Consider the following 24,588-nt stretch of genomic DNA (forward strand, 5'->3'; position numbering starts at 1 on the left):
TGAAGGTTCAGGAACGGCGACCGGCGAGTGCGGCGAGGACAGCCGAACCGGCGAGAAGGCAGGCGGCCAGAAGGAAGGTGCTCCACCATCCCGCGGTGTCGAACAGCATGCCGCCAGCGAAGGCGCCGCCGGCAATGGCAAGTTGGATCAGCGCCACCTGCAGCCCACCTGCCGCTTGCAACTCACCGGGGACGATGGCGGCCATCCAGGTGTTCCAGGCAACCGGAATCGGGGTTGAGAAAAATCCCCACATGACGAGCAGGGATGCCGTAACCGCGGCGAACGGCCCGAGAGCGATCAGCAGCAGGGCAATGAGCGCAAGAGCACCCGGCAGGCCTACGAGAACGAGGCGGAGGTGCCGCCGGGCGACGAAGCCAATGACGGAGGTTCCAGCCAGTCCACCGACGCCAAGGCCGAGAAGCACCATGGACAGAACATTCAATTCGAGGCCCGTGACGCCTTCGAGGAATGGACGAAGATATATGGACAGCGCGTTCTGGCCGATGAAGGCGAGAGCGGTCGCCGCCATTCCTATCGCGAATGTGCGATTGCGCAGCAGCCCGAATATTCTGGCCACCGAGACGATTGACGTCGCCGGCATCCTCGGCAGGACGACCAGTTGCCAGACGAGCGCGGCAATTCCGATTGGCACCGTGATGAAGAAGGTTCCGCGCCATCCGATCAACCCGCCAAGAAAACTGCCGAGCGGTGCGGCAAGGACGAGCGCGAATGCGGTGCCACCTTGAAGAAGCGCAATCGCCTTGGGCAGGTCACGGTCGGAGGTCAGGCGTGCCAGAATAGCTGTCGACAGCGACCAGAAGCCGCCGATCGAAACGCCGACCAGGGACCGCCCGACGAGAAAGACTAGGAAGTTGGGTGCAAGGGCAACCGCCAAACTCGATACAACAAGAACCGCCGTATAGAGCAGGACGACAGACTTGCGGTCGATCCTCGCCAGGAATGCATTGCCGAAAAGACTGGTGATAACCGCAAAGACTCCCGACACGGTGATCGCCAATCCGGCTTGCCCCTCTGACACCGAGAGATCCCTGGCGACTGGAGTCAGAAGGCTCACAGGGAGAAATTCCAGCCCCACCAGCAGGAAAGTGAGAAGCGAGAGACAGGTCACAGCAGACCATGAGGTCGCCGTGTCGTCCGTCAGTGAGGTCTCGTCCAATGTCAACTCGACGGTCATGCATGTTCTCCTGTCCGTTGCCAGATAGATAGCCGGACTGGTTTTGCGCGACTAGAAGCTATAATCTGAATGTCGTGATGAAGGAGATTCAACAATGCGGCGCGACGAGTTCACGGAAATGCGTGCGTTTCTGGAGGTGGCTCAGGAGCGGAGTTTCACGCGCGCTGCATCAAAATTGGGAGTCACGCGCTCGGCGTTGAGCCATACGATCAGCGCGCTCGAGGCCCGGCTCGGCGTCCGGCTTCTCTCTCGCACGACGCGGGACGTGGCTCCCACGGCGGCTGGTGCGCGTCTCGTGGAAAGCATCCAACCGCATTTCGAGAGCATCGCCGTCGGGATCAGTGCCCTCGGCGCGTTGCGCGACAAGCCCTCAGGCCAGGTCCGCCTGGTATGTCCCGATGATGCCGTGGAGCTGGTCTTCCGTTCGAGGCTGCCGGCATTTTTACGGGATTACCCCGATATCACCGTGGAACTCATCGTCGACAACGGTTTCACAAATATCGTCGAGCGCCAATTCGATGCCGGCGTGCGGCTCGGCGAAGCGATTGCCCGCGACATGGTGGCCGTTCGCATTGGACCCGATATTTCTTACGCCGTGGTCGGATCACCCGAATATTTTGCGGCCCGTCCTGTGCCTTCGACCCCGCATGACTTGACGAACCACAATTGCGTCAACCTGCGTCTGCCGACGTCAGGCGCTCTTTATGCCTGGGAGTTTGAAAAGGATGGCCGCGAGTTCAGCGTTCGTGTGGAAGGCCAACTCGTGATGAGCAACATAGGGCCGGCGATCAATGCCGCTCTTGATGGCGCGGGGCTGTCTTATGTGCCGGGGGACCTTGTCCGGCAATATTGTGACAGCGGTCAACTGTACGAAGTGCTGGCGGACTGGGCGCCAACGTTCCAAGGGTATCATCTCTACTACCCCAGCCGACGCCATCCATCCCCTGCTTTCTCCGCCTTCGTCGAAACCTTCCGCTACCGGCATCGGTAACCAATGATGGAAGCCTTGTCGGGATGGTGGAATGAGTACGGCAAGAGTGTGCCGGTGAAACTAAACGCACGCGGTCGGAAAGCGAGAGATGGCTGAACTGCCTGGGGGTCGATTGCTACCCCTGCCGCAACCGCTTTGGCGCAATACCGACGACAATGAAGATATCGCAGTTCGTCCGGCAGCAAATTGGACGGATTTTGGATTCTGCGGCAACTCACCGGCAGGTGGTCATCCCGAGGATAACATTCACGAAAAACTCGAACCGGACCTGTCCCAGCCTTCCTTGACCGTCTCCATCGCGACGTTCGTCGATGTGCTGGCGACGTGGGGCAGCGTCGAGATGCGCTCGCCGAGGACGCGGCGGTAGCGGCCGATATCGCGGGTGCGGATCTTCAGGAGATAGTCGAACCTGCCGGCGATCATATGGCATTCTTCGACTTCGCTGATTTTCTTGATGGCATCGTTGAAGCTTTTCAGCGCGTGCTCGCGGGTATCGGAGAGCTTCACCTCGACGAAAGCAATGTGGTCGAGCTGCATTTTAGACGGATTGAGGACGGCCTTGAAGCCTTCGATATACCCTTCGCTGATCAGCCTTTTGAAGCGGAGCTGGCACGGCGTTTTCGAGAGGCCGACACGCGCCGCGAGATCGGTGATCGACAGTCTGCCGTCCTCGGCAAGAGCCGCGAGGATTTTTCTGTCGAATTGGTCCAATTCACTAAAGATATCGGGTTCGCTAGCCATTTGAACTCTCAAGAGTGCTTTAATAAGTTCATACAGGCTCAAATCTGCAAAAATCAAGTGAGATCGCGATCCGCGAAATGTGATACTTTATGCATCGGCAATGGGATGGAAGGCGCAGGCGCTTGACGGATCGTCAGGATCGCATCAGCGCCGCCCGCAAAATGGGGTCATGCATGCGCAAGGAAGAACCGGATGATGATCAGAAGCCGGACCTGCTCGCTCACTACCGACCGGTGGCGATAAGAGCGGTTGCTGCGGCGCTCACCCTCAAGCGCAACAATCCGGATGCGCGTCCGCTTCGCGAGACGGAATATTCCGGCCCAGCCGTCTCGGACGATGCTGGCTGGGACGATGAGCCCGGCGTCTCATTTATCCGTTAAACTAGATATCGACTGATAGGGACCTTCATGTTGAACGCAGCGATCGAGACTACTCAATCCAAAGACGCCGCCGACGGCGCGCCGTTTTCCGGCTTTGCGCCACCGATCCGACCGCAATCCGAACTTCGCCAGGCCATCACCGCAGCCTATCGCCGGCCGGAAACCGAATGCCTGCCGCCGCTCGTTGCCGCAGCGCGTGTCTCCGAGGCAAAACGTTATGACATTCGCAGTACGGCCCGCAGCCTGATCGAGGCGTTGCGCGCCAAGCACAAGGGGACCGGCGTCGAAGGGCTGGTGCAGGAATACTCGCTCTCCAGCCAGGAAGGCGTGGCGCTCATGTGCCTCGCCGAAGCGCTGCTGCGTATTCCCGATACCGAAACGCGGGATGCGCTGATCCGCGACAAGATCGCCGAGGGCAACTGGACCTCCCACATCGGCGGCGGAAAATCCATGTTCGTCAACGCCGCAACCTGGGGCCTCGTCGTTACCGGCAAGCTGACGTCGACGGTCAACGACCGAAGCCTGTCGGCAGCGCTGACGCGGCTGATCGCGCGCGCCGGCGAGCCGGTCATCCGCCGCGGCGTCGATATGGCGATGCGCATGATGGGCGAGCAGTTCGTCACCGGCGAAACGATTGCGGAGGCGCTGAAACGCGCCCGGCCGCTGGAAGCGCGCGGCTTCCGCTATTCCTACGACATGCTGGGCGAGGCCGCCACGACGGGCGCCGATGCCGGGCGTTATTACCGGGATTACGAAAAGGCGATCCACGCCATCGGCAAGGCGTCGGACGGGCGCGGCATCTATGACGGCCCGGGCATATCGATCAAGCTTTCGGCCCTGCATCCGCGTTACGCAAGGTCGCAAGCCGGACGGGTAATGAGCGAGTTGCTGCCGAAGGTGAAGAAGCTCGCCGCTCTCGCCAAGACCTATGATATCGGCCTCAATATCGACGCCGAGGAGGCCGATCGGCTGGAACTTTCGCTCGATCTCCTCGAGGAGCTTTGCTTCGCCGCTGAGCTTGCCGGATGGAATGGGCTCGGCTTCGTCGTACAGGCCTATGGCAAGCGCTGCCCCTTCGTCCTCGACTACATCGTCGATCTCGCGCGCCGTTCCGCGCGCCGGATCATGGTTCGTCTCGTCAAGGGCGCCTACTGGGATGCCGAGATCAAGCGCGCCCAGTTGGATGGTCTCGAGGATTATCCGGTCTATACCCGCAAGATCTACACCGACGTCGCCTACATCGCCTGCGCACGTAAGCTGCTCGATGCTCCCGATGCGGTCTTCCCGCAATTTGCCACCCATAACGCGCAGACGCTCGCTACGATCTATCGTCTGGCCGGTCCTGATTTCACCGTCGGCAAATACGAGTTCCAATGCCTGCACGGCATGGGCGAACCGCTCTACGACGAGGTCGTCGGAAAGGAAAAACTGGACCGGCCCTGCCGCATTTATGCGCCTGTGGGAACACATGAGACGCTGCTCGCCTATCTGGTTCGGCGCCTTCTGGAAAATGGCGCCAATTCCTCCTTCGTGCACCGCATCTCCGATCCGAATGTCTCGGTCGAGGCGCTGATCGCCGATCCCGCCGAAATCGTCGCAGCCATGCCCGTCGTTGGCGCGCCCCACGCCCAGATCGCCTCGCCGAAGGCTCTTTACGGCAACGCCCGGGTAAATTCCGATGGCCTCGATCTCTCGAACGAGGCCACCCTTCTGGATTTGGCTGAGGCGCTCACTTCTACGGCTGCTGCGCCGTGGCATGCGCTTCCCATTCTTGCGGATGGCTCTACGGATGGGGTAACACGCGATGTTCTCAATCCTGCCGATCACCGGGATGTTGTCGGCACGGTGACCGAAGTGAAGGTCGAGGACGCCACGCGCATCGTTTGCATGGCTGCGGAGTACGCGCCGCAATGGGCCGCCGTACCGCCGGCCGAGCGCGCGGCCTGCCTGGAACGGGCCGCCGACATCATGCAGGCCCGCATCAAGGTGCTGATGGGCATCGTCATGCGCGAGGCCGGAAAGTCTGCGGCCAATGCCGTCGGCGAAGTGCGTGAGGCCATCGACTTCCTGCGCTATTACGCCGAGCAGGCGCGCAAGACGCTCGGCCCCTCGCATGCGCCTCTCGGCCCGATCGTCTGCATCAGCCCGTGGAATTTCCCGCTGGCGATTTTCACCGGACAGGTCGCCGCAGCCTTGGTGGCCGGCAATCCCGTGCTTGCGAAACCGGCCGGGGTCACGCCGATCATCGCTTCGGAGAGTGTGAAGATTCTTCACGAGGCGGGCGTGCCGGTCGGTGCCTTGCAGTTCGTGCCCGGCAGCGGCCGCCTCGGCGCCGGCATGGTCGGGGCGGAGGAGACGGCAGGCGTCATGTTTACCGGGTCGACCGAAGTTGCCCGCATGATCCAGGCGCAACTGGCGGAACGGTTGTCGGCGAGCGGCAAGCCGATTCCGCTGATCGCCGAAACCGGCGGCCAGAACGGCATGATCGTCGACTCCTCCGCATTGGCCGAGCAGGTGGTGGCCGACGTCATTGCCTCTGCCTTCGACAGCGCCGGTCAGCGCTGCTCGGCGCTCAGGGTTCTCTGCCTTCAGGACGATGTCGCCGACAGGACCCTCGCAATGCTGAAGGGCGCCTTCCGCGAGCTGACGATCGGCCGTACCGATCGGCTGAGCATCGATGTCGGCCCAGTCATCAACGACAGCGCAAAGACGGAGATCGACCAGCATATCGAGCATATGCGCGGCTTGGGCCGCAAGGTGGATCAGCTGCCGTTGCCCGAAAGTGCTGCGGCGGGAACGTTCGTTCCGCCGACGATCATCGAAATCAAGTCGCTGTCGGACCTGACGAGGGAGGTCTTCGGACCGGTTCTGCATGTCATCCGCTTCAAGCGAAACGGGCTCGACCGCCTGATCGACGACATCAACGCATCGGGTTATGGTCTGACATTCGGGCTTCACACCCGGCTTGATGAAACGATCGCGCATGTGACCAGCCGCATCAAGGCTGGAAACCTCTATGTCAACCGGAACATCATCGGCGCCGTCGTCGGCGTGCAGCCGTTTGGCGGCCGTGGCTTGTCGGGAACGGGTCCGAAGGCCGGCGGCCCGCTCTATATCGGCCGGCTGGTGCAACGTGCGCCCGTGCCGCCGCAGCAGGATTCCGTTCATACGGACCTTGCCCTTCGTGACTATATCGTCTGGCTCGACAAGAAGGGCCTGTCGGGCGAGGGGGAAGCGGCGCGTGGATATGCGAGCCGCTCGGCGCTCGGGCTCGAACGCGAACTCACCGGTCCGGTCGGCGAGCTCAATCTCTACGCGCTGCATCCCCGCGGCCGTATTCTCCTCGTGCCGCAGACGGAAGGCGGGCTTCATCGTCAGATCGCCGCGGCCCTATCGACCGGCAACCACATCGTCGTGGATGCGGGCTCCCTATCGAAATCCGTCCTGGCGGATCTTCCGGCGGCAGTCGCCGGCCGGATCTCCTGGACATCGGATTGGGAAAAGGACGGACCGTTCTCAGGCGCACTCGTCGAAGGGGATCGCGACAGGGTTCTCGCCGTCAATCAGAAGATCGCTCACCTGCCCGGTCCGCTTCTGTTGGTCCAGGCCGCGACGAGCGATGAATTGGCGAGCGATCCCGAAGCCTATTGCCTCAATTGGCTGCTGGAGGAGGTGTCGACGTCGATCAACACCGCGGCTGCCGGCGGCAATGCAAGCCTCATGGCCATCGGCTGAGTAACAACGCGAGGGGCGTTGAAAATATGGTCATCGTCGGCATATATCGCCGATCAAACTCAGACGAGAAGAGGGCTCTGAGCGCTGCATGACGCGAAGCGTGTCATTCCAGTTATTTTCGTAGACGATTCACGTCATGCAGGTGGAGGGAGGTTCAGTCGAAGAAGCCCGCATCCTCTTCCCTGAGATATCTCCTGGCCGCTTCGGCGTCGATATCGAGGCCCAGCCCGGGCGCGTCCAGCAGGTCCACCATGCTGTCCTTCACGATCTGCGGCGGCAAGCCGACGACCAGATCCTCCCACCAGGGGTCGGTGGCGCTCGGATATTCGAACGCGATGTAATTTGCCGGCAAAGTGGCGCAGACATTGATCAACGCGCCGAGCCCCAGCAGGCCGTTGGCGGTGCCGTGCGGTGCCATCAGGATCGAGTGCATGTAGGCGTGCTCGGCGACCCATTTGAGTTCGGCAATGCCGCCAATATCGGCTGGATCGGGGCCGATGACGCGCACCGCCTGCGTCTCGATCAGTTCCTTGAAATTGTGTCGCAGATAGATCTGCTCACCGGTGTGGATTGGCGTCGAGGTGGAGGTTGTCAGTTCCCGATAGGCTTGCGGATTGACCCACGGCACATAGTCGCCAGTCAGCATGTCCTCGAGCCACATCAAATTGTACTTCTCGACCGCGCGAGCGAACCTGATCGCATCGGGCAGCATCCAGCCCGGGCCGCAGTCGAGCGCCAGGCTGACTTTGTCGCCCAGCACTTCCTTCATCGCGATCACGCAGTCGAGCATGTGATTGAAACCGCGCTCGCTGATCACGCCCTGATCCATGGCACCGTGATAGCCGGCCTTCTTCTGCGTCAGGCCGTAGTGGAAGTCCTCGATGGTGTCCTTCATGTTGGAGTGAAACGAGATTCCTTGCTTGACCATGAAGAAGTTCTGCGGCTGCTCCATCATCCATTTGACGTCGGCGGCGTAATCCTCTGGCCGGTCGCCCGTGCGTTTCTGGCGGATCGAGCCGTTGTAGACGCGCACCTTGTCGCGCACCTTGCCGCCGAGCAGTTTATAGACGGGCACGCCCGCGGCCTTGCCGGCAATATCCCACAGCGCATGCTCGATAGCGCTTACCGCCGCGCCGTACGGCTTGAAAGAGCCGCGTTGACGGATCTTCAGCATCACTCTCTCGACGTCGGTCGGGTCCTCGCCGATCAGCGCCTCGCGGAAATGCAGCACAAAGGGCTTGAGGTAGGACTTGGTGAATTCGACTTCACCCAGGCCATGGAGGCCCTCGTCCGTCACGATGCGGACGATCGGATGTTGGCCGATAACGGCACAGCGGAGGTCGGTGATCTTCATCTTCGGTTCTTCTGCCTCAGCTCCAGGTGCGATCCCAGGAATACTCATCGTCCCAGCGATCCGTAGGCTGCCAAATGCCGGTGACGCCCGGCTGCAGATGCTGCGAGATCACCTCGTCGACGACGTCGTCAATCCCCAGGCCCGGCTTGTCCGGAACAGTGATAAAGCCGTTCTTCACCAACGGCTTGGGAAGGCCGGTGACGATATCGTCCCACCAGTCGACATCGACAGAGTGGTATTCGAGCGCCATGAAGTTTTCAGTCGCGGTCGCGACATGGGCCGCGGCCATGGCGGCGATTGGACTTTCTGCCATGTGGATGGCCATGGCGACACCATGGTCCTGCGCCATATCGCCGATCTTTTTGGTTTCGAGAATGCCGCCGCTGGTGAGCAGGTCCGGGTGGATAATGGAGAGGCCACCGCTCTTCAGCAGAGGCTCGAAGCCCTCCTTGAGGTATATGTCCTCGCCGGTGCAGATCGGCACCGTTGTGGCGTCCTGCAGTTGTCGGTACTGCTCGGTGTACTGCCATGGGATCACATCCTCGAGCCAGGCCGGCACGTATTTTTCAATTCGCCTGGCAAGGCGAATGCCGTTCTGAACTGAGATGTGGCCGATGTGGTCGATGGCGAGCGGAATATCCATGCCGACGACGTCACGAACCTCGGCGATGTATTGTTCAAGGAAGTCGAGACCCTTGTCGGAAAAGTGGAGGCCGGTAAACGGGTGCGGGACGTTATGCAGATCGTACACAGCGTTGCGGGCACGCCGCTCTTCAATAGTCTTCAGCGGCCCGCGACTGGGACCGTTTCGGTATCCTTCTAGTGAGCCGGCAGGAAACACGACCGCACCGGGCACGTCCGCGATCTGCATCAGCCCCAGATCCATCTTGAGGAAGGTGAATCCGAGCTCCATGCGCTGCTTGAGGCGCCTGCCGGTCTCGGTACCGCTCGGCACGGTGGCATCAGTATCGCAGTAGACGCGCACTTTCTCCCGAAACCGGCCGCCGAGCATCTGGTAGATGGGAACGCCATAGGCCTTGCCGGCAAGATCCCACAACGCGATTTCAACTGCCGATACGCCGCCGCCTTGCCGGCCGTGCCCGCCGAACTGCTTGATCCGGCGAAACAGGCGGTCGATGTTGCAAGGGTTCTCGCCAAGCAACCGGCTCTTCAGCATCAGCGCGTAGGTGGCGCTGGCGCCGTCGCGCACCTCGCCAAGCCCGACGATGCCCTGATTGGTGTAAATCTTGAGCAGCACCGAGGTGAACGGCGCGCCGACAATTTCGGCGACCCGCATGTCGGTGATGCGAAGGTCGGACGGCTTGGAATGCGTATTCACCCGATTGAGCGCCTCGTCGGCTCCATCTGCCTCTGGCATGATTTATCCTCGTTCTGGTCGGCGGGGCTCGTCGCCGCGCACGGCTGCGGCGGCGTAGAGCGTTGCTAGCTAGTCCAGCTCTATCTCGTGGCTTTGAAGGTAGTCGCGGTTCATTTCAACGCCGAGACCAGGCTTGGGCGTAAGCTTGAGGCTGCCGTTCGAAACATCGAGTGGTCTGTCGATGAGGTGATCGTATTTGCCCAGGTTCCACTCCGACGTTTCGAGTTTGTAGAAGTTGGGAACGGTCATCATCACCTGCGCTCCCGCAACCACGTTGATCGGTCCAGCGGCGTCATGTGGCGAGACGGGAATGTAGTAAGCTTCGCATAGGGCAGAAATTTTCTTGAGTTCGGTAATGCCGCCGGTCCAGGTGACATCAGGCATGATGTAATCAGCGAGCCTGTTTTCGAGCACCGGCACGAAATCCCACTTCGTGTGGCCGCGCTCGCCCCATGAGATAGCGGCGCTGACCTTTTCACGCACCTGTTTGAGAGCGTTGAGGCTCTCCGGTGGACAAGGCTCCTCGAACCAGTTGATCTGACCGGCTTCCTCGAGGCTCCGACAGAGGCGAATTGCGGTGGGAACGTCGAAGCGGCCATGCGCATCGATGAGGATGTCGACATCAGGGCCCACGGTTTCGCGGATCAGAGCCGTGAGTTCGGCGGCTTCGCGCTCATCCTTGCGGGTCATGCTGCCATCGAGGTAGCCGTCCCGCTGTTCGCGAGGCAGTCCATCGGCGGTGCGGCCTTGGTAGGGGAAAGGATCGAACTTGAGCGCCGTGTGGCCGGACTCGACGATGTCTCGAATTTCGCGGACAACAGCCTCATTGCTGGTAAATTTCGCCTGATTGGGATGGGTGTAGAGCGCAATTTCATCGCGGACCGGTCCGCCCAACAGCTCGTAAATTGGCTTGCCCAAGACTTTGCCCCGAATGTCCCAGAGAGCTATGTCAATGGCGCTTACACATTCGACTGCGGCGCCGCGACTGCCCATGTAGGTGAAGCTGCGGAATATCTTGTGCCACAGATACTCGATACGCGCCGGGTCCTCGCCTGTCAAAGCGGCACCGATCTGCCGCAGGATCGTGCAGAGGGCGCGATTGGCGAGCCTCGTCGTGGTGGTGATCTCTCCCCAGCCGCTCACCCCGTCGTCGGTCGTCACTTCGACGAACAGAAACTCTCCCCAATAAGAAGCATCGGATCTGATTAGCCACGGCCGAACGCTGGTGATTTTCATCTCAACTGCCTTTATTGAAATGGTCGGGATAACGATATTCCAGGCTATGTATTCTATCCTGCCCGAGCGGCGTTGCGCGCGCGCATGTGTTCGAGGATGTGCCGGCCGGAGCCCTCAACATGGCGTGCAATGAGTTCAGCTGCCTCGTTCGCATTTCCCGCTTTTACATGCGCGATGAGCTCGCGATGCTCGTTAAGGATCGCGGCACGCCGGGCGAGCGTGAAGTTGAAACGCCGGCTCACGGCTCGAAGCACTTCGCGATGCTTCCACCAAAGCTCGGCGGCATGGCGGTTGTAGTGCTTTTGGTACATTACGGTGTGAAAGGCGGTGTCCAGCTCACTGTGCCTGAAGGTGTCCGCGAAGTTGTTGTCTTCAATCAGGCCTTGGATGCGTTCGAGTTCGGCAATGTCCTCGACGGTGGCCATATTCACGAACCATCGCGTCAGTGCCGGCTCGATCAAGACTCCGATCTCATAGATGTCCCGAACAAAATCCTGATCTATGGGCCGCACGCGTGCTCCGCGGTTGGGAACGAGGGTGACAAAGCCTTCTCCGCGCAACAGTTGCAGAGCCTCGCGCACCGGGTTGGTTGAGGTGCCGTGGCGCCGGGCGAGATCGGTGACCACAAGCCGCTCATTGGCAGCGAGCCGCCCTTCGATGATGTCATCCCTGATCAGTTGATAAAGCGAGGCGCCCTCGCTGGAGGCCCCGATTGCGTCGATCCCTTCGGGTGGCTTTGCTTTAAAATCGCTTGTTCCGGCCAAGACGGTCCCCAATCAATACACATATTGCTCGGATATCACGCAAGGCTTCTGTAAACAATGTACGATTTCTTTGATTGACAGATAATCTTCAATCTGAAAACGTATGATTAGGTCGAAGGGATACATTGAATGGAAAGTCCCGCGGCCGGGGATCAAAGACCGCTCGCCTCGAAGCAGAGCGGCATGGGAGAACCTGGAGGATATCTTATGACGAGGATTTCACTCGGCGGTGCCGTCCTGCGCGGCGCTGTTTCCACTGCTTTGATGGTATCGTTGATGTCCGCATCGGCGCTGGGTGCGCCGGTCGACTTGAGCAAGTGGTCGCCGCAATATGTGCGCTCCATTGCCGGCACAGAGGATTTTGACACGGCGGCCGATTGCGCCAAGGTCACGCCCCTCGACTACAAGGGGCGACTGACGTTCTGGTATCAGGGCGTCTTCGAGGGCGACCCCGACCTCCTGCGCCAGTATTACAAGGACTTCTTCGAGACCTTCCGCAAAACCTATCCAAACATCCAGCTTGAGGAACAAGCCCTCACCTATAACGACCTGCTGGACAAGTTCCGGACCGCGCTTCTTGGCAATGCAGCGCCCATGGCGGTCCGCCTGCAAATCCTGGGCGGCACCGAGTTCGCCTCAAAGGGCTATTTGCAGCCGCTCAAACCCGAGGATGTAGGGTATTCGACCGAGGATTTCTGGCCCGGCGCAATGAAGGCTGTAACCTGGGAGGGGGTGACCTACGGCATTCCCACCAACAATGAGACGATGGCGTTCATCTGGAACGCCGACATCTTCAAACGTGCAGGCCTCGATCCGGACAAGGCTCCGGCAACCTGGGACGACGTCGTCAAGGATTCCCAGCAGATCCACAACAAGCTCGGCATTGCCGGTTACGGCCTCGTGGCTCGCAAGAATGCCGGCAATACGCCGTACCGCTTCATGCCGCAGCTGTGGGCCTATGGCGGCGGCGTCTTCGACGAAGCGACCGCCAACCCGACCTATAAGCAGGTCGAGCTCAATAGCCCGCAGAGCAAGGCGGCATTACAAGCTTCCTACGATATGTATGTTCGCGACAAGTCGGTTCCGGTTTCGGCGCTCACCAACCAGCAGGCCGACAACCAGCCCCTCTTCCTCGCTGGTCAGCTCGGCATGATGATCTCGCACCCGTCCGACTACAACGTCATGCTCGACCTGCAGAAGAAGGCGACGGGTACCGACAAGGACAAGGCGCAGACCGTCATCGACAACATGCGCTACGGTCTGATCCCGACCGGCCCCGACGGCAAGCGTGCCGTCGTGTTTGGCGGCTCCAACATTCACATCCTGAAGCCCGAATATGTCGAGGGCGGCAAGGTAGACGAGCCGGCCGCAAAGGCTATCATCTGCATGTGGACGAGCCCTGAATGGTCGCTGAAGATGGCCTATGCCGGCTCGAACCCGGGAAACCTTAACGGCTTCAAGACCAAATGGATGAAGGAACGTCTGGACAACATCAAGTTCCTTGATGTCACGACTTCGATGCTGCCATACGGTATCCCGTTCCCTGCGCTACCACAGTCCCCCGAGATCATGAACATCATCATCCCGGACATGCTGCAGAATGCCCTGACCGGAGCCATGACCGTCGACCAAGCAGCGGACGACGCTGCCAAGAAGGTGAAAGACCTGATGGACGGCGGACTCTAGTCCAAGCCTGACGATCTGACCGGCTGCGCCTCGATTGCAGCCGGTTTGTTCCCAAGAACAAGGGCAGGGCACAGTGACGATCTTGACTGGCAAGGCCGAGGCTCGCCGAAGACTGCAACCCGACGGGTCCAGTGTGCTGCGAAAGATTTGGGAGCATCGCGCTGACTACGCGTACGTGCTTCCTGCGATCGCCGTGATGCTCGTCGTCATAGCCTATCCGATCTATTATACGATCGAGCTGTCGTTCTTCAATACGCCGCCGGGCCTGCAGCTCCGGGACAAGACTTTCATCGGCCTCGGCAACTACACCGCCATCCTCACAAGTCCGGTGTTCTGGAAGGTGACCTCGAACACTCTTATCTGGACGCTGGGATCGACTTTCATCTCATTTGTCCTGGGGTTTGCCAGCGCGCTGGCGCTCCATCGAGACTTTATCGGCCGTGGCATCCTGCGCGCCGTCCTGATCATTCCCTGGGTCATCAGCGCGGTCGCCGCGTCCTATATCTGGAAGTGGATCTACCATTCGGACTTCGGGATCATCGGCGCGGTGCTGGTCGGCCTCGGATTGGCCGACAGGCCGCCGAATTTCATCGACAGTGTCAGCACAGTGCTGCCCTCGCTGATCGTCGTCAATATCTGGCGGGAGTTTCCGTTTGCCATGATCATGATGATGGCTGGCCTGCAGACAGTCCCGGACCAGTTGCTGCGCGCCGCAAAAGTCGACGGAGCCAACGCATGGCAGCGGTTCTGGCACGTCACCTTCCCGCACTTGAGAAATGTCTCGACGGTGACGATCCTTCTGCTGGCAGTGGCGAACTTCAATTCATTCATCATCCCTTGGATCATGACCGGCGGCGGGCCGTCGAACGCATCGCATATCTGGATCACTCACATTTATGAGCTCGCCTTCGGCCGCCAGCGCTGGGGGGTGGCATCCGCCTATTCGGTGCTGCTGTTCCTGATCCTGATGTCGCTCGGCTACTTCTACGTCCGTGCGCTAGGCGGCAACGAGCGGAAGGATGGCAGCGCATGAGCACGATTGCCGAGACTGTTTCTCGAGGCAAGGCCAGTCGCCGTATGCGCATCGACGGATGGCGGTGGGGCGGACGCATCTTCCTCGTGTTCATGCTGCTTTACACCGCGTTGCCGATGATCTGGATGCTGATCACCTCGATCAAGTCCGGCTTCGCGGCCATGCAATTCCCGCCGCAATGGTGGCCTGACCAACCCACTCTTGCCAGCTACCAGAAGCTGCTCGATCCGCAAAACAGCGTCGGCCAGGACTTCCTCCGCTTCTTCGGGAACAGCCTTTTCGTCTCCACCGCCACGACCATCCTTTCGGTCATCGTGGCAGTTCCTGCGGCCTACGCGTTTTCGCGCTTCACCTTCCCGGGCCGAAACTTTCTGTTCTTCGCCGTCTTGCTTCGCAACATGTTCCCGGCCGTGATCTTTCTCGTGCCGCTCTTCATCCTGATGCGCGCGATCGGGCTGGTGAACACCCATGCATCGCTCATCCTCACCTACCTCACATTCGGCCTGCCGCTGGCAATCTGGCTCCTCAAGGGCTTCTACGACAACATCCCGGTGCAGCTAGAGCAGGCGGCGCGCATCGACGGAGCGACGCGGTTCCAGGCCTTTGTTCTGATCGTGATGCCGCTCTCGGCGCCAGGAATCATCGCCACGGCGATCTATGCCTTCATCGGCGCGTGGAACGAGTACATCTACGCCTACACATTCCTCTCCAAGAACGAGCAGTTGACGCTGCCGGTCGGCATCCAGCGTTTCTTCTCGGAAAATACGACGGACTTTCCGGGCCTGATGGCGGCCAGCTTTATGATGAGCGTGCCTGTCGTGGTCCTGTTCCTCGTCCTGCAACGATACTTCGTCCGCGCCCTCACGGAAGGCGCAGTCAAGCACTAGAGGAGTTGCCGGTGGCCCACGTGGTCCTCAAAGATCTGGTCAAGACCTATGGCAGCTTCAAAGCTGTCAACAGTGTTTCGCTGACGGTCAATGACGGCGAATTCGTTGCGCTCGTCGGCCCTTCAGGCTGCGGCAAGACGACCACGCTCAATCTTGTAGCGGGGCTGATCCCCATCACATCGGGCGACATCGTCATTGGCGACCGGATGGTCAACGACCTCGACCCCAAGGACCGGGACATCGCAATGGTGTTCCAGAACTACGCACTCTATCCGCAAAAATCTGTCTATAAAAATCTGGCGTTCCCGTTGCAGATGCGCAAACTGCCAAGTGACGAGATCGACAAGAAGGTCAAGGAAGCAGCGCGCGTGCTCGACATGACGCAGCTGCTCGAGCGCAAGCCGCGCGAACTTTCGGGAGGGCAACAGCAGCGCGTGGCGCTCGGCCGTGCCCTCGTTCGCGATCCGGCGGTTTTCCTGATGGATGAACCACTCTCCAATCTCGACGCGAAGCTGCGCGTGCAGATGCGCTCGGAGATCAAGCGTTTCCACCAGGACCTCAAGGCAACGATCATCTACGTGACACACGACCAGCTCGAAGCCGTCACCATGGCCGACAGGATGGCGGTGATGAACGGCGGCTACCTGCAGCAATACGATTCACCGGCGCAGGTCTTTGCCCATCCGGTGAACATGTTCGTCGCCAGCTTCGTCGGCAGCCCGGCGATGAGCCTTGTCCCGCTGGAGGCATCAACGGCAAGCGGCAATACGGTGTTGACCAGCGCGGAGGGCTGGCGCCTCGAGCTCTCGCCACACAATGCCCAGAAGGTCGCGAGGGCAACCACCAGGAAAGTCGTGCTCGGCGCACGTCACTCGACGATCAAGCTGCACAAGAGTGCGGTGCCAGGAAGCCTTCCTGCCAAGGCCTACACGGTCGAGCCGACCGGAGACGTCACCTTCGTACAGGCGTTCCTGTCTGGCGCCATCGTCAATGTCAGCGTGCCGCCGACCATTGCCGTTGCGCCCGACGAGCCGATTTGGCTCGAGTTCGACCAGGAGCGGATGCATCTGTTCGACGGCGAAACAGAAATGGCTCTCAAGGCCAACTGAGACAGAGCCGATGTGTCTGGAACGAGGGTGTGGATGACTACGAAGCTTAAAATCACCGCGATCACGCCCTATCCGGTATGGGTAGGAACCCGCAACCAGATGCTGGTCAAGGTCGAGACCGACAACGGCATCTTCGGATGGGGAGAGAGCGGCTTGAGCGGTCGCGAGAAGGCCGTGGTCGGCGCGATCGAGCACTATCGCGAATTTCTCATCGGCCGCGACCCGATGCAGATTGGTCGGATCTGGCAAGAAGTTTATCGCAGCCAATACTTCGAAGGCGGGCGCGTTCTGCAGGCGGCGATTTCCGCTATCGACATTGCCCTTCATGACATCAAGGGCAAGGCGCTGGGGGTGCCGGCCTACGACCTGCTGGGCGGCAAGCAGCGCGACCGCATTCCTACCTTCGCCTCGACCGGTGACGAGGCCGAAGGCGATGTTGCCATCGAACGAGCCCGCGAACTACGCGCACAAGGATGGCAAGCGATCCGCTTCTTTCCCATCGGGCAAAACAGCAAGGACATTTTTGAGCCGCGCGAATCGATCGGCGCTACCGCAAGCATGCTGAACAAGGCGCGCGAGGCGCTGGGCGACGACGTCGTCCTCGGCATCGACTATCACCATCGGCTGTCGGTCGCAGAGGCGGCGAGCTTCTGCAACAAGCTCGGCCGTGGCGTGCTTGATTTCCTCGAGGAGCCGATACGAGACGAGACACCGGAGGCCTACGAATCCCTGCGCACGATGACCGACATCCCGTTCGCCATCGGCGAGGAATTTGCCAGCAAGTGGCAGTTCCTGCCCTACATCGAGCGCGGCATCCATCAGTTCAACCGGCTCGATGTTTGCAATGTTGGCGGGCTAACCGAAGCGATGAAGGTGGCTGGCTGGAGCGAGGCGCACTATGTGGACCTGATGCCGCATAATCCCCTTGGCCCCGTCTGCACAGCCGCGACCATCCATCTCGCCGCCGCGGTACCGAATTTCGCTTGGCTCGAGACCAGGGCGCCCGAAGCAAAGCTGGGCTTTGATAATTCCGACTTCTTCCCCGTGCAACCACGGCTCGACGGCCCCGACTATCCGGTCAACGATCTGCCGGGGCTCGGCGTCGAGGTCAACGAAGAGGCGGTCAAGGCGGAGAGCTTTCGGTTCTGGGAAGCGCCTCACCTGAAGCGCCGCGACGGTTCTGTTACGAACTGGTAGTTCATCCAACGGAGTCTAAAATGACGAATACTCCCGACATTACGCGGCCGTCCAAAGATATGATCGACGCGCTGAAGGAAATTGGCGCCGCGACGGTTGCCGGCACGCTTGGCCACATGGGCTTCCGCAATCCGCACATGGTCGGTCCCGTGCCGCAGAACCGCGGGAAGTCGATCGTCGGGCCGGCGCTGACGCTCCAGTTCATGCCACAGCGGCCGGACCTCTTCACCGAGGGAGAATATGCCGATCCGGAGACGCAGTTGCACCGGCACGTGCTCTATCACGCGCAGGAGGGCGATGTGGTCGTGGTTGACGCGCGCGGCGACATGAGCTCGGGCGTCTTTGGCGATATGATGTCGACCTATTTCAAAGGCAGAGGTGGCGCTGGCATCGTAATCGACGGGTGCATGCGCGATCGGCCCAATGTCGAGAAGCTGGATCTGCCCCTATGGCTGCGTGGCTGGACTCCCAACTACCATGTGCAGACCAGCATCTATCCGAACGCCGTCAACGTTCCGATTGCCTGCGGCGGTGTCACGGTCATCCCCGGCGATATCATCGTCGCCGACGACGACGGGGTGGTGGTGCTTCCAGTCGCAATGGCCTCGAAGGTCATCGAAGAGTCGCAAAAGCATCACGATTGGGAGGAGTTCTCGCGAGTGAAGCTTATGGAGGGCGGGTCGTTGCAGCGCTACTATCCGCTGCATGACGATGCCCGCGGAGAGTACGACGAGTGGCGCAAAACAAACCACTTGGGGAGCCGAAGCTAGCCTGTCGATTACCCTAGGCGGGCGGCGACCTGCCGCGCCAACTTGCGCACAGTTGAGAAAGGCGTAGCTGGCGGTCTCCATCAAATGCCAGCGGCAACCTGATTGGCATGTGCAGTGCGTCTAAAATCCGCTTGACAAAACGCGTCTGCTGCCACTATTGGGTAATCGATAACCCAAGGAGGATGGTGAAGATCGTGGCGGTATCACTTTCTGACATCGCGCAACGTGCGGGCGTCTCGGTAAAGACGGTTTCCGGCGCCTTGCACGGCGGCTCCGCCCGCATGTCGGACGACACGCGCCAGAAGATCAAGGCCATTGCGGAAGAATTCGGCTACGTCACCAACCTTGCGGCGCGTGGCGTGCGCCAGGGCTGGCTGCCGCTGGTCGGCGTCGTCTCCGACGGCCTCATCACTTCGCCCTTCGCCACCGAGATCGTGCGTGGCCTCGACGGGGCGGCCCGCAGCGCCGGCATGGCGGTCTTTGCGGTCAACCACAGAAGCGGCCAGTCTATCGGCTCGGTGCTCGACGAGGTGCAGCAGTTCCGGCCGCGCGCCGTTGCTTATGCCGCCATGTACCACAAGCATGTCGCCCTGCCGGAGAGGTTGGCGGGCGCCGTCGGCGTGATGATCAACTGCCGCGAGGCTGCCGGCCGCGTCACCGCGCTGGTGCCGGACGAAGAGGGCGGCGCGCGGGAGATCGTGCGTTATCTGCTCGTTGCCGGCCGCCGGCGCATCGCCTTCATCAACCTGCCGGGCATTCTCGCCGGCACGCTACGCGAGATCGGGTTTCGTGCGGCGCTTGAGGAGGGGGGCATCGACCCCGTCGGCGTGTTGCCGGCGGTGCGCCGCAGCGTCTACAGCGACCGCGCCCCAAGCCTTGTTGCCTCTCATGTGGAGGCGCTTCTGAAATCCGGTCAACGGCCGGACGCCATCCTGTGCGGCAATGACCGCGTGGCGATGGAAGTCTATGCGGCGCTTGCCCGCGCCGGCCTTCGCATTCCGGATGATATCGCGGTGGCAAGCTTCGACAACCAGGTCGAGCTTGCCTCGCGGCTGGACCCGCCGTTGACGACGATGGCCCTGCCGCACCGCGCCATGGGCCGCCTTGCCATGGAGATCCTCCTGGCCGAGCAGCCCCAACCGCCGCATCTGCGGAAATTGCCGTTCCATCTGGTCGAACGGGCATCCGTCTGAAACATCGAGTGTCTAACAGGAGGAGAATATCAATGAGCACTTCAATGGGTAATCGTTTACTTTACGCATTCCTGGCGTCCGCCGCGCTGGCCGCGACCGCCGGTTTCGCCGAGGCGAAGACCGTCATCCACGTCATGCACCAGGGCGATCCCGGCTGGGTGAAGGCCTATGGCGATGTTGCCGCCCGCTTCGAGGCCGCCAATCCCGATGTCGACATCGAGATGATCTACGCGCCGCACGATGCCTATAACGAAAAATTCAGCGCCGCCGTCATGGCCAAGCAGCTGCCCGATATCATGGAGCTCGATGCTCCGTTCCTCGCCAATTATGTCTGGTCCGGCTATCTGCAGGCCGTCAAGCCGCTCATTGACAAGGATCTGCTCGATGACATGACGGATTCGAATATTGCCCAGGGCACCTATCCGATCGACAAGGACCTCTATGCGATCGGCCTCACCGACTCCTCGGTCGTGCTCTACGGCAATAAGAAATATCTTGAAGCCATTGGCGCCCGCATTCCGAAATCGGTCGACGATGCCTGGACCCGCGAGGAGTTCGAAGGCTATCTCGAAAAGCTTTCCAAGCTTGAAGGCGTGAAATGGCCGATCGACACCTTCCGGGGTTACGGCATCAAGACCGAGTGGATCACCTATGCCTACGGCCCCCTGCTCGAAAGCGCCGGCTGCGACCTGATCGACCGCAAGACTTGGAAGGCCAGCGGCACGCTCGATGGCGAGGCCTGCGTCAAGGCGCTGACGATGATGCAGGACTGGGTGAAGAAGGGCTGGGTCGTGCCGACTTCGTCGGGCACCAACCAGTTCTACGCCGAGGGACAGCCGGCCGCGCTCGCCATGGGCGGCCACTGGTTCTACGCGGAGGCATCGGCAGCGATGAAGGACAATATCGTCGTCATGCCGCTGCCGAAGATCGGCGACAAGGGCGTGAGCCCGAACGGAACCTGGATCTGGGGCATTTCCGCGACCTCGGAAAACCCTGCGATCGCCGGCAAGTTCCTGAGCTTCCTGCTGAAGGACAAGGAGTACCGGGAGTACGCCAAGACCCAGTCCGCCTATCCGGGCCTGAAGAGCTTCGCCGCCGCATCGCCGCTCTATGCGGAAGGCGGTCCGCTCGCCATCGCCTTTGAGCAGGCTTCCAAGACCGCGATCGCGCGTCCGCCGCACCCGGCCTATCCGACGATCACTTCGGCCTTCATGCAGGCCGTCGACAAGATCTTCAACAGTGGTGATGCGCAGGAAGCGCTGACGGCCGCTGCCAAGAAGATCGACGAGGATATCGAGGACAACGCCGGTTACCCGCCCTTCGACGAGCAGCAGTAAGGGGTTTTAACGGGGCCGGCTCGTCCTGCCGGCCCTGTCCATCTCGGGAGGATGACCGATGAGGAGGAAACAATGACTTTGCAACAGACCTCCACGCCCGCTTTGCGGCGTCCGGCGAAACGCCGCGACAAGCAGCGGCTCTGGCAGGAAATGGCGATGATCGCGCCTGCCTTTCTGCTTATGGCGATATTCCTGATCACGCCGTTCCTCTTGTCCTTCTGGACGGCGATGACCAACCAGCCGCTCGTGCCGCGCCCGACGCCGGTGCGCTTCGTCGGCCTCCTGAATTTCGAGCGCGTCTTCACCGATCCGCTGTTCTGGACCTCGCTGTGGAACGTCACGCGCTTCACCGTCTGGGTGCTGCCGCTGCAGTGCGGCCTCGCCTTCCTGACCGCGCTACTCTTGCATCAGAAGCTGCCGATGCAAAACCTGCTGCGTGGCCTGTTCTTCCTGCCGGCGATCACCTCCATGGTGGTGGTCTGCGTCATCTGGGGCACGCTGTTCCAGTATCCGAGCGGCCCGCTCAACCAGATCGTCGGTTTCGTTTCCGGCGGTACGATTCAGCCGATCGACTGGCTCGGCGACCCCAACTGGGCGATGTTTTCCATCGTGTTGCTTTCAGCCTGGCAAGCTTATGGCTTTCAGATGATCATCTATCTCGCCGGCCTGCAGGGCATTCCCGAAGAACTATACGATGCCGCCCGCATCGACGGGGCAAGCGCGCTGCGCCGCTTCTGGCACGTCACCATGCCCGGCCTTCGCCCGACCCATGTCTTCGTGCTGGTCATCACGACCATCCAGGCCTTCAAACTCTATACGCAGGTGGCGATCCTCACCCAGGGCGGCCCGAACGAAAGCACCGAAACCGTCGTCCACTACATGGTGCGCGCCGGCTTCGAGGAGCAGAAACTCGGCTACGCATCGGCCGTTTCCGTCATCCTCTTCGTCATCGTTCTTCTGATCGCGCTCCTGCAGCGCAAACTCCTGAGGCGCTTCGATGTCTGATCTCGCTTTGACCCAGCCCGTCCCGCTGGCAATCGCAAGGGGCAACGGCAAGAGAAGCCTGCGCATCGTGCAGAGCCTCTGCATCCTGGTCATCGCGCTGGTGATGATCTCGCCGCTGTTCATGCTGCTGCTCGCCAGCCTGAAGGACGACCGCTTCCGCATCCTCGCCGACATGGGCAGCTTCCGCGCCTTCTGGGTCAGCGACCCGACGCTGTCGAACTACAAGGAGATCGCCCATTTCTCCGGCGAGCTGGCCTATGGCCGATATCTCTTCAATTCGCTGGTGATCCTCGTCGCCACCGTCGTCTCGGGTCTGATCGTCAATTCGATGGCGGGCTTCGTTCTGGCCTGGGGTTCGCTGCGCGGCAAGGCGACGCTCCTGGCGCTGGTCGTCGCGCTCTATGTCATTCCGCAGGAAAGCATCATCATGCCGCTCGTCGTCATGATGTCGCGGGCGGGGCTGACGGATACCTTCGCGGTGCAGATCCTGCCCTGGGTGGCAAGCCCGCTCTATGTTTTCCTGTTCTACCAGTTCTTCGCGCAGCTGCCGAAGGAACTCTATGAAGCGGCGGAAATGGATGGCGCATCTGCCTTCCGCATCTACCGGTCGATCTACATGCCGCTCAGCCTGCCGGCGCTCGCCACGGTCTCGATCCTCATGGGCATCGAAAGCTGGAACCAGTATCTCTGGCCGACGCTGGTCACCCAGACCGACTATGCTCGGCCGATTGCGGTCGCCATCGCCACCTTCTTCGGACAGGACAGCATCTACTGGGACCGCGCCATGGCCGCCTCGGTGCTGATGATGATCCCCGTCCTCATTCTCTATCTGGCTTTCCAGCGCTGGTTCGTCAGTTCATTCGTCGGCTCCGCCGTGAAAGGTTGATCATGTCTCTGCAGGCAAAATCCGAAACGTCAGCACCTGAAACCATCGAAGCGGCGCTGCCCGAAGGCACGGTGCTGCATCTGTGGCTGAAGGCGCGCCACGCCGGCGGCGAGGCGAAGCTCTTCGTAGCCGTTAATGGCAACGACATCGGCGAGCCCTCGACCCGCCGCACGGGGGAATTTGAGTTCTTCGCTGTGACGCTCGCGAAGGGCGGTCGTGCCACGCTGTCCTATGATGCGACAACCACAGCGCTCTCCGTCGCTTATGCCTTCCGGCCGGAAACCGTGATTAAGGAGGGCATCCGCGTCCTGCACAGCGATGCCCGCACCGCCGCCGCCGACGTGCCCGACAGCTACCACTTCCGCCCGCCCTTCGGCTGGATGAACGATCCGAACGGTTTTGGACGGTTCGGCGGAAACGTTCACCTCTTCTACCAGCATTATCCCCATGAGCCGCGCTGGAACACTATGCACTGGGGCCATGCCGTCTCGAAGGATTTCGTCCGCTGGACGCATCTGCCCATGTTCCTCTTCCCGGCGGCGCATCTATCGGAAAAGGACGATGGCCGCGGCGGCGCCTTCTCCGGCTCGGCGATCCCCGGTACCGGCCCGGAAGGCGAGGAAATCCGCGTCTTCTACACCGAGCATGTGCGTGACCGGCAACCGGAAGAGCAAATCCAGCTTTCCGCCGTCAGCCGCGACGGCATTGTCGCCGACCCGCCGGAAATCGTGATGCCGCTGCGCCCGGCAGGCTTGAACCTCACCACCGATTTCCGCGACCCCTATGTCTTCAAAGGCCCGGACGGCCGTTGGAAGATGCTGCTCGGCAGCCGTGACAGGCAGGGCGGCGTCGTACTGCTCTATGAAACCGCAGACGCGCAAGGCGCCGATGGCTGGACCTTCCTCGGCATCATCCATCGCGAGGATGGTTTCGGCATGACGGCGGCGGAATGCCCCTGCATGGTACCGCTTTCCGGCAAAAACCCAGAAACCCGTTGGGCGCTGATCTTCGGTCTGCTCACCAGCCGCGACCCGGCCACGGGCCGCCGCAACCTCACCTCCGTCACCGTCGGCGGTTTCGATGGCCGCACCTTCACGGCGGAGTTCGAGCAGGAGTTGGATTTCGGTTCGGATGCCTATGCCTTCCAGGCCTTCGTTGATGGCGACGAACCGGTCGGCATCGCCTGGCTCGCCAACTGGTCGGATTTTTCCAAGAAGGATGATTTCCCGACGACCATGACCCTGCCGCGCCGCGTGCTTCTCGATGGCGACACCGTGCTGACCCCACCGGTCGCAGCCGTCGAAAGCCTGCGCCATCGGTTGCTTGATGACACCGCGCTTGCCGCCGGCAAGACCGTGCCGCTCGGCACCGGCGCCGTCGAGATTGTACTTGATCTCACCGAGCCGGGCGCCGCCTTCGATCTCACCTTCGATCATCCGGATGTCGATCTAGGCGTGAAACTCGATGCCGATGGTCTGGCGATTGTCTTCGACGCTCGCACCGGTAAAACGCCGCCACGTTACGTCGCCACCGAGGCGAAACCGTCGAGCCTGCGCATCTTCCTCGATGCCGGCTCCATCGAGGTCTTCGCTGACAACGGCCGCTGGACCGGGTCCAAACGCATTCCGGGCTTTGCCGCCGCACGTTCGGCAACGCTCACCGGCGCCGTCGCCGCGGCCGGCGTCTGGCAATTGAAACTGTGAGGGAGGAC

At 61.0% G+C, this 24,588-nt stretch carries 20 protein-coding genes and 1 pseudogene; 15 read left to right on the forward strand and 6 right to left on the reverse strand.

Annotated elements, in window-relative coordinates:
- Positions 1-7: 7 nt before the first annotated feature.
- Positions 8-1,195, reverse strand: coding sequence for an MFS transporter (locus N2A41_RS26125; protein ID WP_260111188.1), 1,188 nt, complete (start codon positions 1,193-1,195; stop codon positions 8-10).
- A 94-nt stretch (positions 1,196-1,289) separates the two neighbouring features.
- Between N2A41_RS26125 and N2A41_RS26130 the strand changes: the two genes are divergently transcribed.
- A complete protein-coding gene (locus tag N2A41_RS26130; protein WP_260111189.1) occupies positions 1,290-2,186 on the forward strand; it encodes a LysR family transcriptional regulator in 897 nt (298 codons plus the stop codon).
- A pseudogene (locus tag N2A41_RS33500) lies at positions 2,187-2,282 on the forward strand (winged helix-turn-helix transcriptional regulator); the annotation flags it as partial.
- 150 nt (positions 2,283-2,432) lie between these two features.
- On the opposite strand, the gene N2A41_RS26135 reads toward N2A41_RS33500, so the two are convergent.
- Positions 2,433-2,927 carry an Lrp/AsnC family transcriptional regulator gene (locus tag N2A41_RS26135; RefSeq protein WP_260111190.1) on the reverse strand — a complete coding sequence of 165 codons (495 nt, stop codon included), beginning with the start codon at positions 2,925-2,927 and terminating at the stop codon, positions 2,433-2,435.
- A 173-nt stretch (positions 2,928-3,100) separates the two neighbouring features.
- On the opposite strand from N2A41_RS26135, the gene N2A41_RS26140 reads away from it, so the two are divergent.
- Together N2A41_RS26140 and putA are read left to right on the forward strand one after the other, a co-directional pair.
- Positions 3,101-3,307, forward strand: coding sequence for a hypothetical protein (locus N2A41_RS26140; RefSeq protein WP_260111191.1), 207 nt, complete (start codon positions 3,101-3,103; stop codon positions 3,305-3,307).
- Between the two features lie 27 nt (positions 3,308-3,334).
- Positions 3,335-7,042: a trifunctional transcriptional regulator/proline dehydrogenase/L-glutamate gamma-semialdehyde dehydrogenase gene (gene putA, locus N2A41_RS26145; RefSeq protein WP_260111192.1), complete on the forward strand. Its 3,708-nt coding sequence runs from the start codon at positions 3,335-3,337 to the stop codon at positions 7,040-7,042.
- A 154-nt stretch (positions 7,043-7,196) separates the two neighbouring features.
- Here the strand turns inward: putA and N2A41_RS26150 are convergent, their stop codons facing one another.
- The 4 genes from N2A41_RS26150 to N2A41_RS26165 all read right to left on the reverse strand — a co-directional run bounded on the left by N2A41_RS26150 (position 7,197) and on the right by N2A41_RS26165 (position 11,774).
- The gene (locus tag N2A41_RS26150; protein WP_260111193.1) at positions 7,197-8,396 is read right to left on the reverse strand and encodes a mandelate racemase/muconate lactonizing enzyme family protein; all 1,200 of its coding nucleotides are present in this window, start codon (positions 8,394-8,396) and stop codon (positions 7,197-7,199) included.
- Positions 8,397-8,412: 16 nt separating this feature from the next.
- A complete protein-coding gene (locus N2A41_RS26155; protein ID WP_260111194.1) occupies positions 8,413-9,774 on the reverse strand; it encodes a mandelate racemase/muconate lactonizing enzyme family protein in 1,362 nt (453 codons plus the stop codon).
- 69 nt (positions 9,775-9,843) lie between these two features.
- Positions 9,844-11,010 (reverse strand): mandelate racemase/muconate lactonizing enzyme family protein, encoded by a 1,167-nt coding sequence (locus N2A41_RS26160; RefSeq protein ID WP_260111195.1) that lies wholly within the window; start codon positions 11,008-11,010, stop codon positions 9,844-9,846.
- Positions 11,011-11,063: 53 nt separating this feature from the next.
- Positions 11,064-11,774, reverse strand: a complete 711-nt coding sequence (locus N2A41_RS26165; RefSeq protein WP_260111196.1) for a GntR family transcriptional regulator — start codon at positions 11,772-11,774, stop codon at positions 11,064-11,066.
- 207 nt (positions 11,775-11,981) lie between these two features.
- Here N2A41_RS26165 and N2A41_RS26170 point away from each other — a divergent pair, with 207 nt between their 5' ends.
- The 11 genes from N2A41_RS26170 to N2A41_RS26220 all read left to right on the forward strand — a co-directional run bounded on the left by N2A41_RS26170 (position 11,982) and on the right by N2A41_RS26220 (position 24,580).
- Positions 11,982-13,460, forward strand: a complete 1,479-nt coding sequence (locus N2A41_RS26170; RefSeq protein ID WP_260111197.1) for an ABC transporter substrate-binding protein — start codon at positions 11,982-11,984, stop codon at positions 13,458-13,460.
- A 73-nt stretch (positions 13,461-13,533) separates the two neighbouring features.
- Complete coding sequence (locus N2A41_RS26175; protein ID WP_260111198.1) at positions 13,534-14,493, forward strand: carbohydrate ABC transporter permease; 960 nt, start codon at positions 13,534-13,536, stop codon at positions 14,491-14,493.
- A complete protein-coding gene (locus tag N2A41_RS26180; RefSeq protein ID WP_260111199.1) occupies positions 14,490-15,380 on the forward strand; it encodes a carbohydrate ABC transporter permease in 891 nt (296 codons plus the stop codon). Before N2A41_RS26175 ends, N2A41_RS26180 begins: the two co-directional genes overlap by 4 nt.
- A gap of 11 nt (positions 15,381-15,391) precedes the next feature.
- Positions 15,392-16,489 carry an ABC transporter ATP-binding protein gene (locus N2A41_RS26185; protein WP_260111200.1) on the forward strand — a complete coding sequence of 366 codons (1,098 nt, stop codon included), beginning with the start codon at positions 15,392-15,394 and terminating at the stop codon, positions 16,487-16,489.
- Positions 16,490-16,522: 33 nt separating this feature from the next.
- Positions 16,523-17,686 carry a mandelate racemase/muconate lactonizing enzyme family protein gene (locus N2A41_RS26190; RefSeq protein WP_260111443.1) on the forward strand — a complete coding sequence of 388 codons (1,164 nt, stop codon included), beginning with the start codon at positions 16,523-16,525 and terminating at the stop codon, positions 17,684-17,686.
- A gap of 20 nt (positions 17,687-17,706) precedes the next feature.
- A complete protein-coding gene (locus N2A41_RS26195) occupies positions 17,707-18,456 on the forward strand; it encodes a ribonuclease activity regulator RraA (RefSeq protein WP_260111201.1) in 750 nt (249 codons plus the stop codon).
- 182 nt (positions 18,457-18,638) lie between these two features.
- A complete protein-coding gene (locus tag N2A41_RS26200) occupies positions 18,639-19,649 on the forward strand; it encodes a LacI family DNA-binding transcriptional regulator (RefSeq protein WP_260111202.1) in 1,011 nt (336 codons plus the stop codon).
- A gap of 44 nt (positions 19,650-19,693) precedes the next feature.
- Complete coding sequence (locus N2A41_RS26205) at positions 19,694-20,986, forward strand: ABC transporter substrate-binding protein (RefSeq protein WP_017967545.1); 1,293 nt, start codon at positions 19,694-19,696, stop codon at positions 20,984-20,986.
- Between the two features lie 72 nt (positions 20,987-21,058).
- A complete protein-coding gene (locus N2A41_RS26210) occupies positions 21,059-21,991 on the forward strand; it encodes a carbohydrate ABC transporter permease (protein WP_017967544.1) in 933 nt (310 codons plus the stop codon).
- Entirely contained in the window at positions 21,984-22,877 is an 894-nt protein-coding gene (locus N2A41_RS26215) for a carbohydrate ABC transporter permease (protein ID WP_260111203.1), read from the forward strand. Before N2A41_RS26210 ends, N2A41_RS26215 begins: the two co-directional genes overlap by 8 nt.
- A 2-nt stretch (positions 22,878-22,879) precedes the next feature.
- The gene (locus N2A41_RS26220; RefSeq protein WP_017967542.1) at positions 22,880-24,580 is read left to right on the forward strand and encodes a beta-fructofuranosidase; all 1,701 of its coding nucleotides are present in this window, start codon (positions 22,880-22,882) and stop codon (positions 24,578-24,580) included.
- Positions 24,581-24,588: the final 8 nt, after the last annotated feature.

It is taken from the genome of Rhizobium sp. SRDI969, from assembly GCF_025152725.1.
In the GTDB taxonomy this organism is placed as follows: Bacteria; Pseudomonadota; Alphaproteobacteria; order Rhizobiales; family Rhizobiaceae; genus Rhizobium; species Rhizobium leguminosarum_I.

Bases quoted from the DNA above. Each gene is read 5' to 3' on its own strand.
- N2A41_RS26125 (WP_260111188.1), bottom strand. From the start codon at position 1,195: ATGACCGTCGAGTTGACATTGGACGAGACCTCACTGACGGACGACACG.
- N2A41_RS26130 (WP_260111189.1), top strand. From the start codon at position 1,290: ATGCGGCGCGACGAGTTCACGGAAATGCGTGCGTTTCTGGAGGTGGCT.
- N2A41_RS26135 (WP_260111190.1), bottom strand. From the start codon at position 2,927: ATGGCTAGCGAACCCGATATCTTTAGTGAATTGGACCAATTCGACAGA.
- N2A41_RS26140 (WP_260111191.1), top strand. From the start codon at position 3,101: ATGCGCAAGGAAGAACCGGATGATGATCAGAAGCCGGACCTGCTCGCT.
- putA (WP_260111192.1), top strand. From the start codon at position 3,335: ATGTTGAACGCAGCGATCGAGACTACTCAATCCAAAGACGCCGCCGAC.
- N2A41_RS26150 (WP_260111193.1), bottom strand. From the start codon at position 8,396: ATGAAGATCACCGACCTCCGCTGTGCCGTTATCGGCCAACATCCGATC.
- N2A41_RS26155 (WP_260111194.1), bottom strand. From the start codon at position 9,774: ATGCCAGAGGCAGATGGAGCCGACGAGGCGCTCAATCGGGTGAATACG.
- N2A41_RS26160 (WP_260111195.1), bottom strand. From the start codon at position 11,010: ATGAAAATCACCAGCGTTCGGCCGTGGCTAATCAGATCCGATGCTTCT.
- N2A41_RS26170 (WP_260111197.1), top strand. From the start codon at position 11,982: ATGACGAGGATTTCACTCGGCGGTGCCGTCCTGCGCGGCGCTGTTTCC.
- N2A41_RS26180 (WP_260111199.1), top strand. From the start codon at position 14,490: ATGAGCACGATTGCCGAGACTGTTTCTCGAGGCAAGGCCAGTCGCCGT.
- N2A41_RS26190 (WP_260111443.1), top strand. From the start codon at position 16,523: ATGACTACGAAGCTTAAAATCACCGCGATCACGCCCTATCCGGTATGG.
- N2A41_RS26195 (WP_260111201.1), top strand. From the start codon at position 17,707: ATGACGAATACTCCCGACATTACGCGGCCGTCCAAAGATATGATCGAC.
- N2A41_RS26200 (WP_260111202.1), top strand. From the start codon at position 18,639: ATGGTGAAGATCGTGGCGGTATCACTTTCTGACATCGCGCAACGTGCG.
- N2A41_RS26205 (WP_017967545.1), top strand. From the start codon at position 19,694: ATGGGTAATCGTTTACTTTACGCATTCCTGGCGTCCGCCGCGCTGGCC.
- N2A41_RS26210 (WP_017967544.1), top strand. From the start codon at position 21,059: ATGACTTTGCAACAGACCTCCACGCCCGCTTTGCGGCGTCCGGCGAAA.
- N2A41_RS26215 (WP_260111203.1), top strand. From the start codon at position 21,984: ATGTCTGATCTCGCTTTGACCCAGCCCGTCCCGCTGGCAATCGCAAGG.
- N2A41_RS26220 (WP_017967542.1), top strand. From the start codon at position 22,880: ATGTCTCTGCAGGCAAAATCCGAAACGTCAGCACCTGAAACCATCGAA.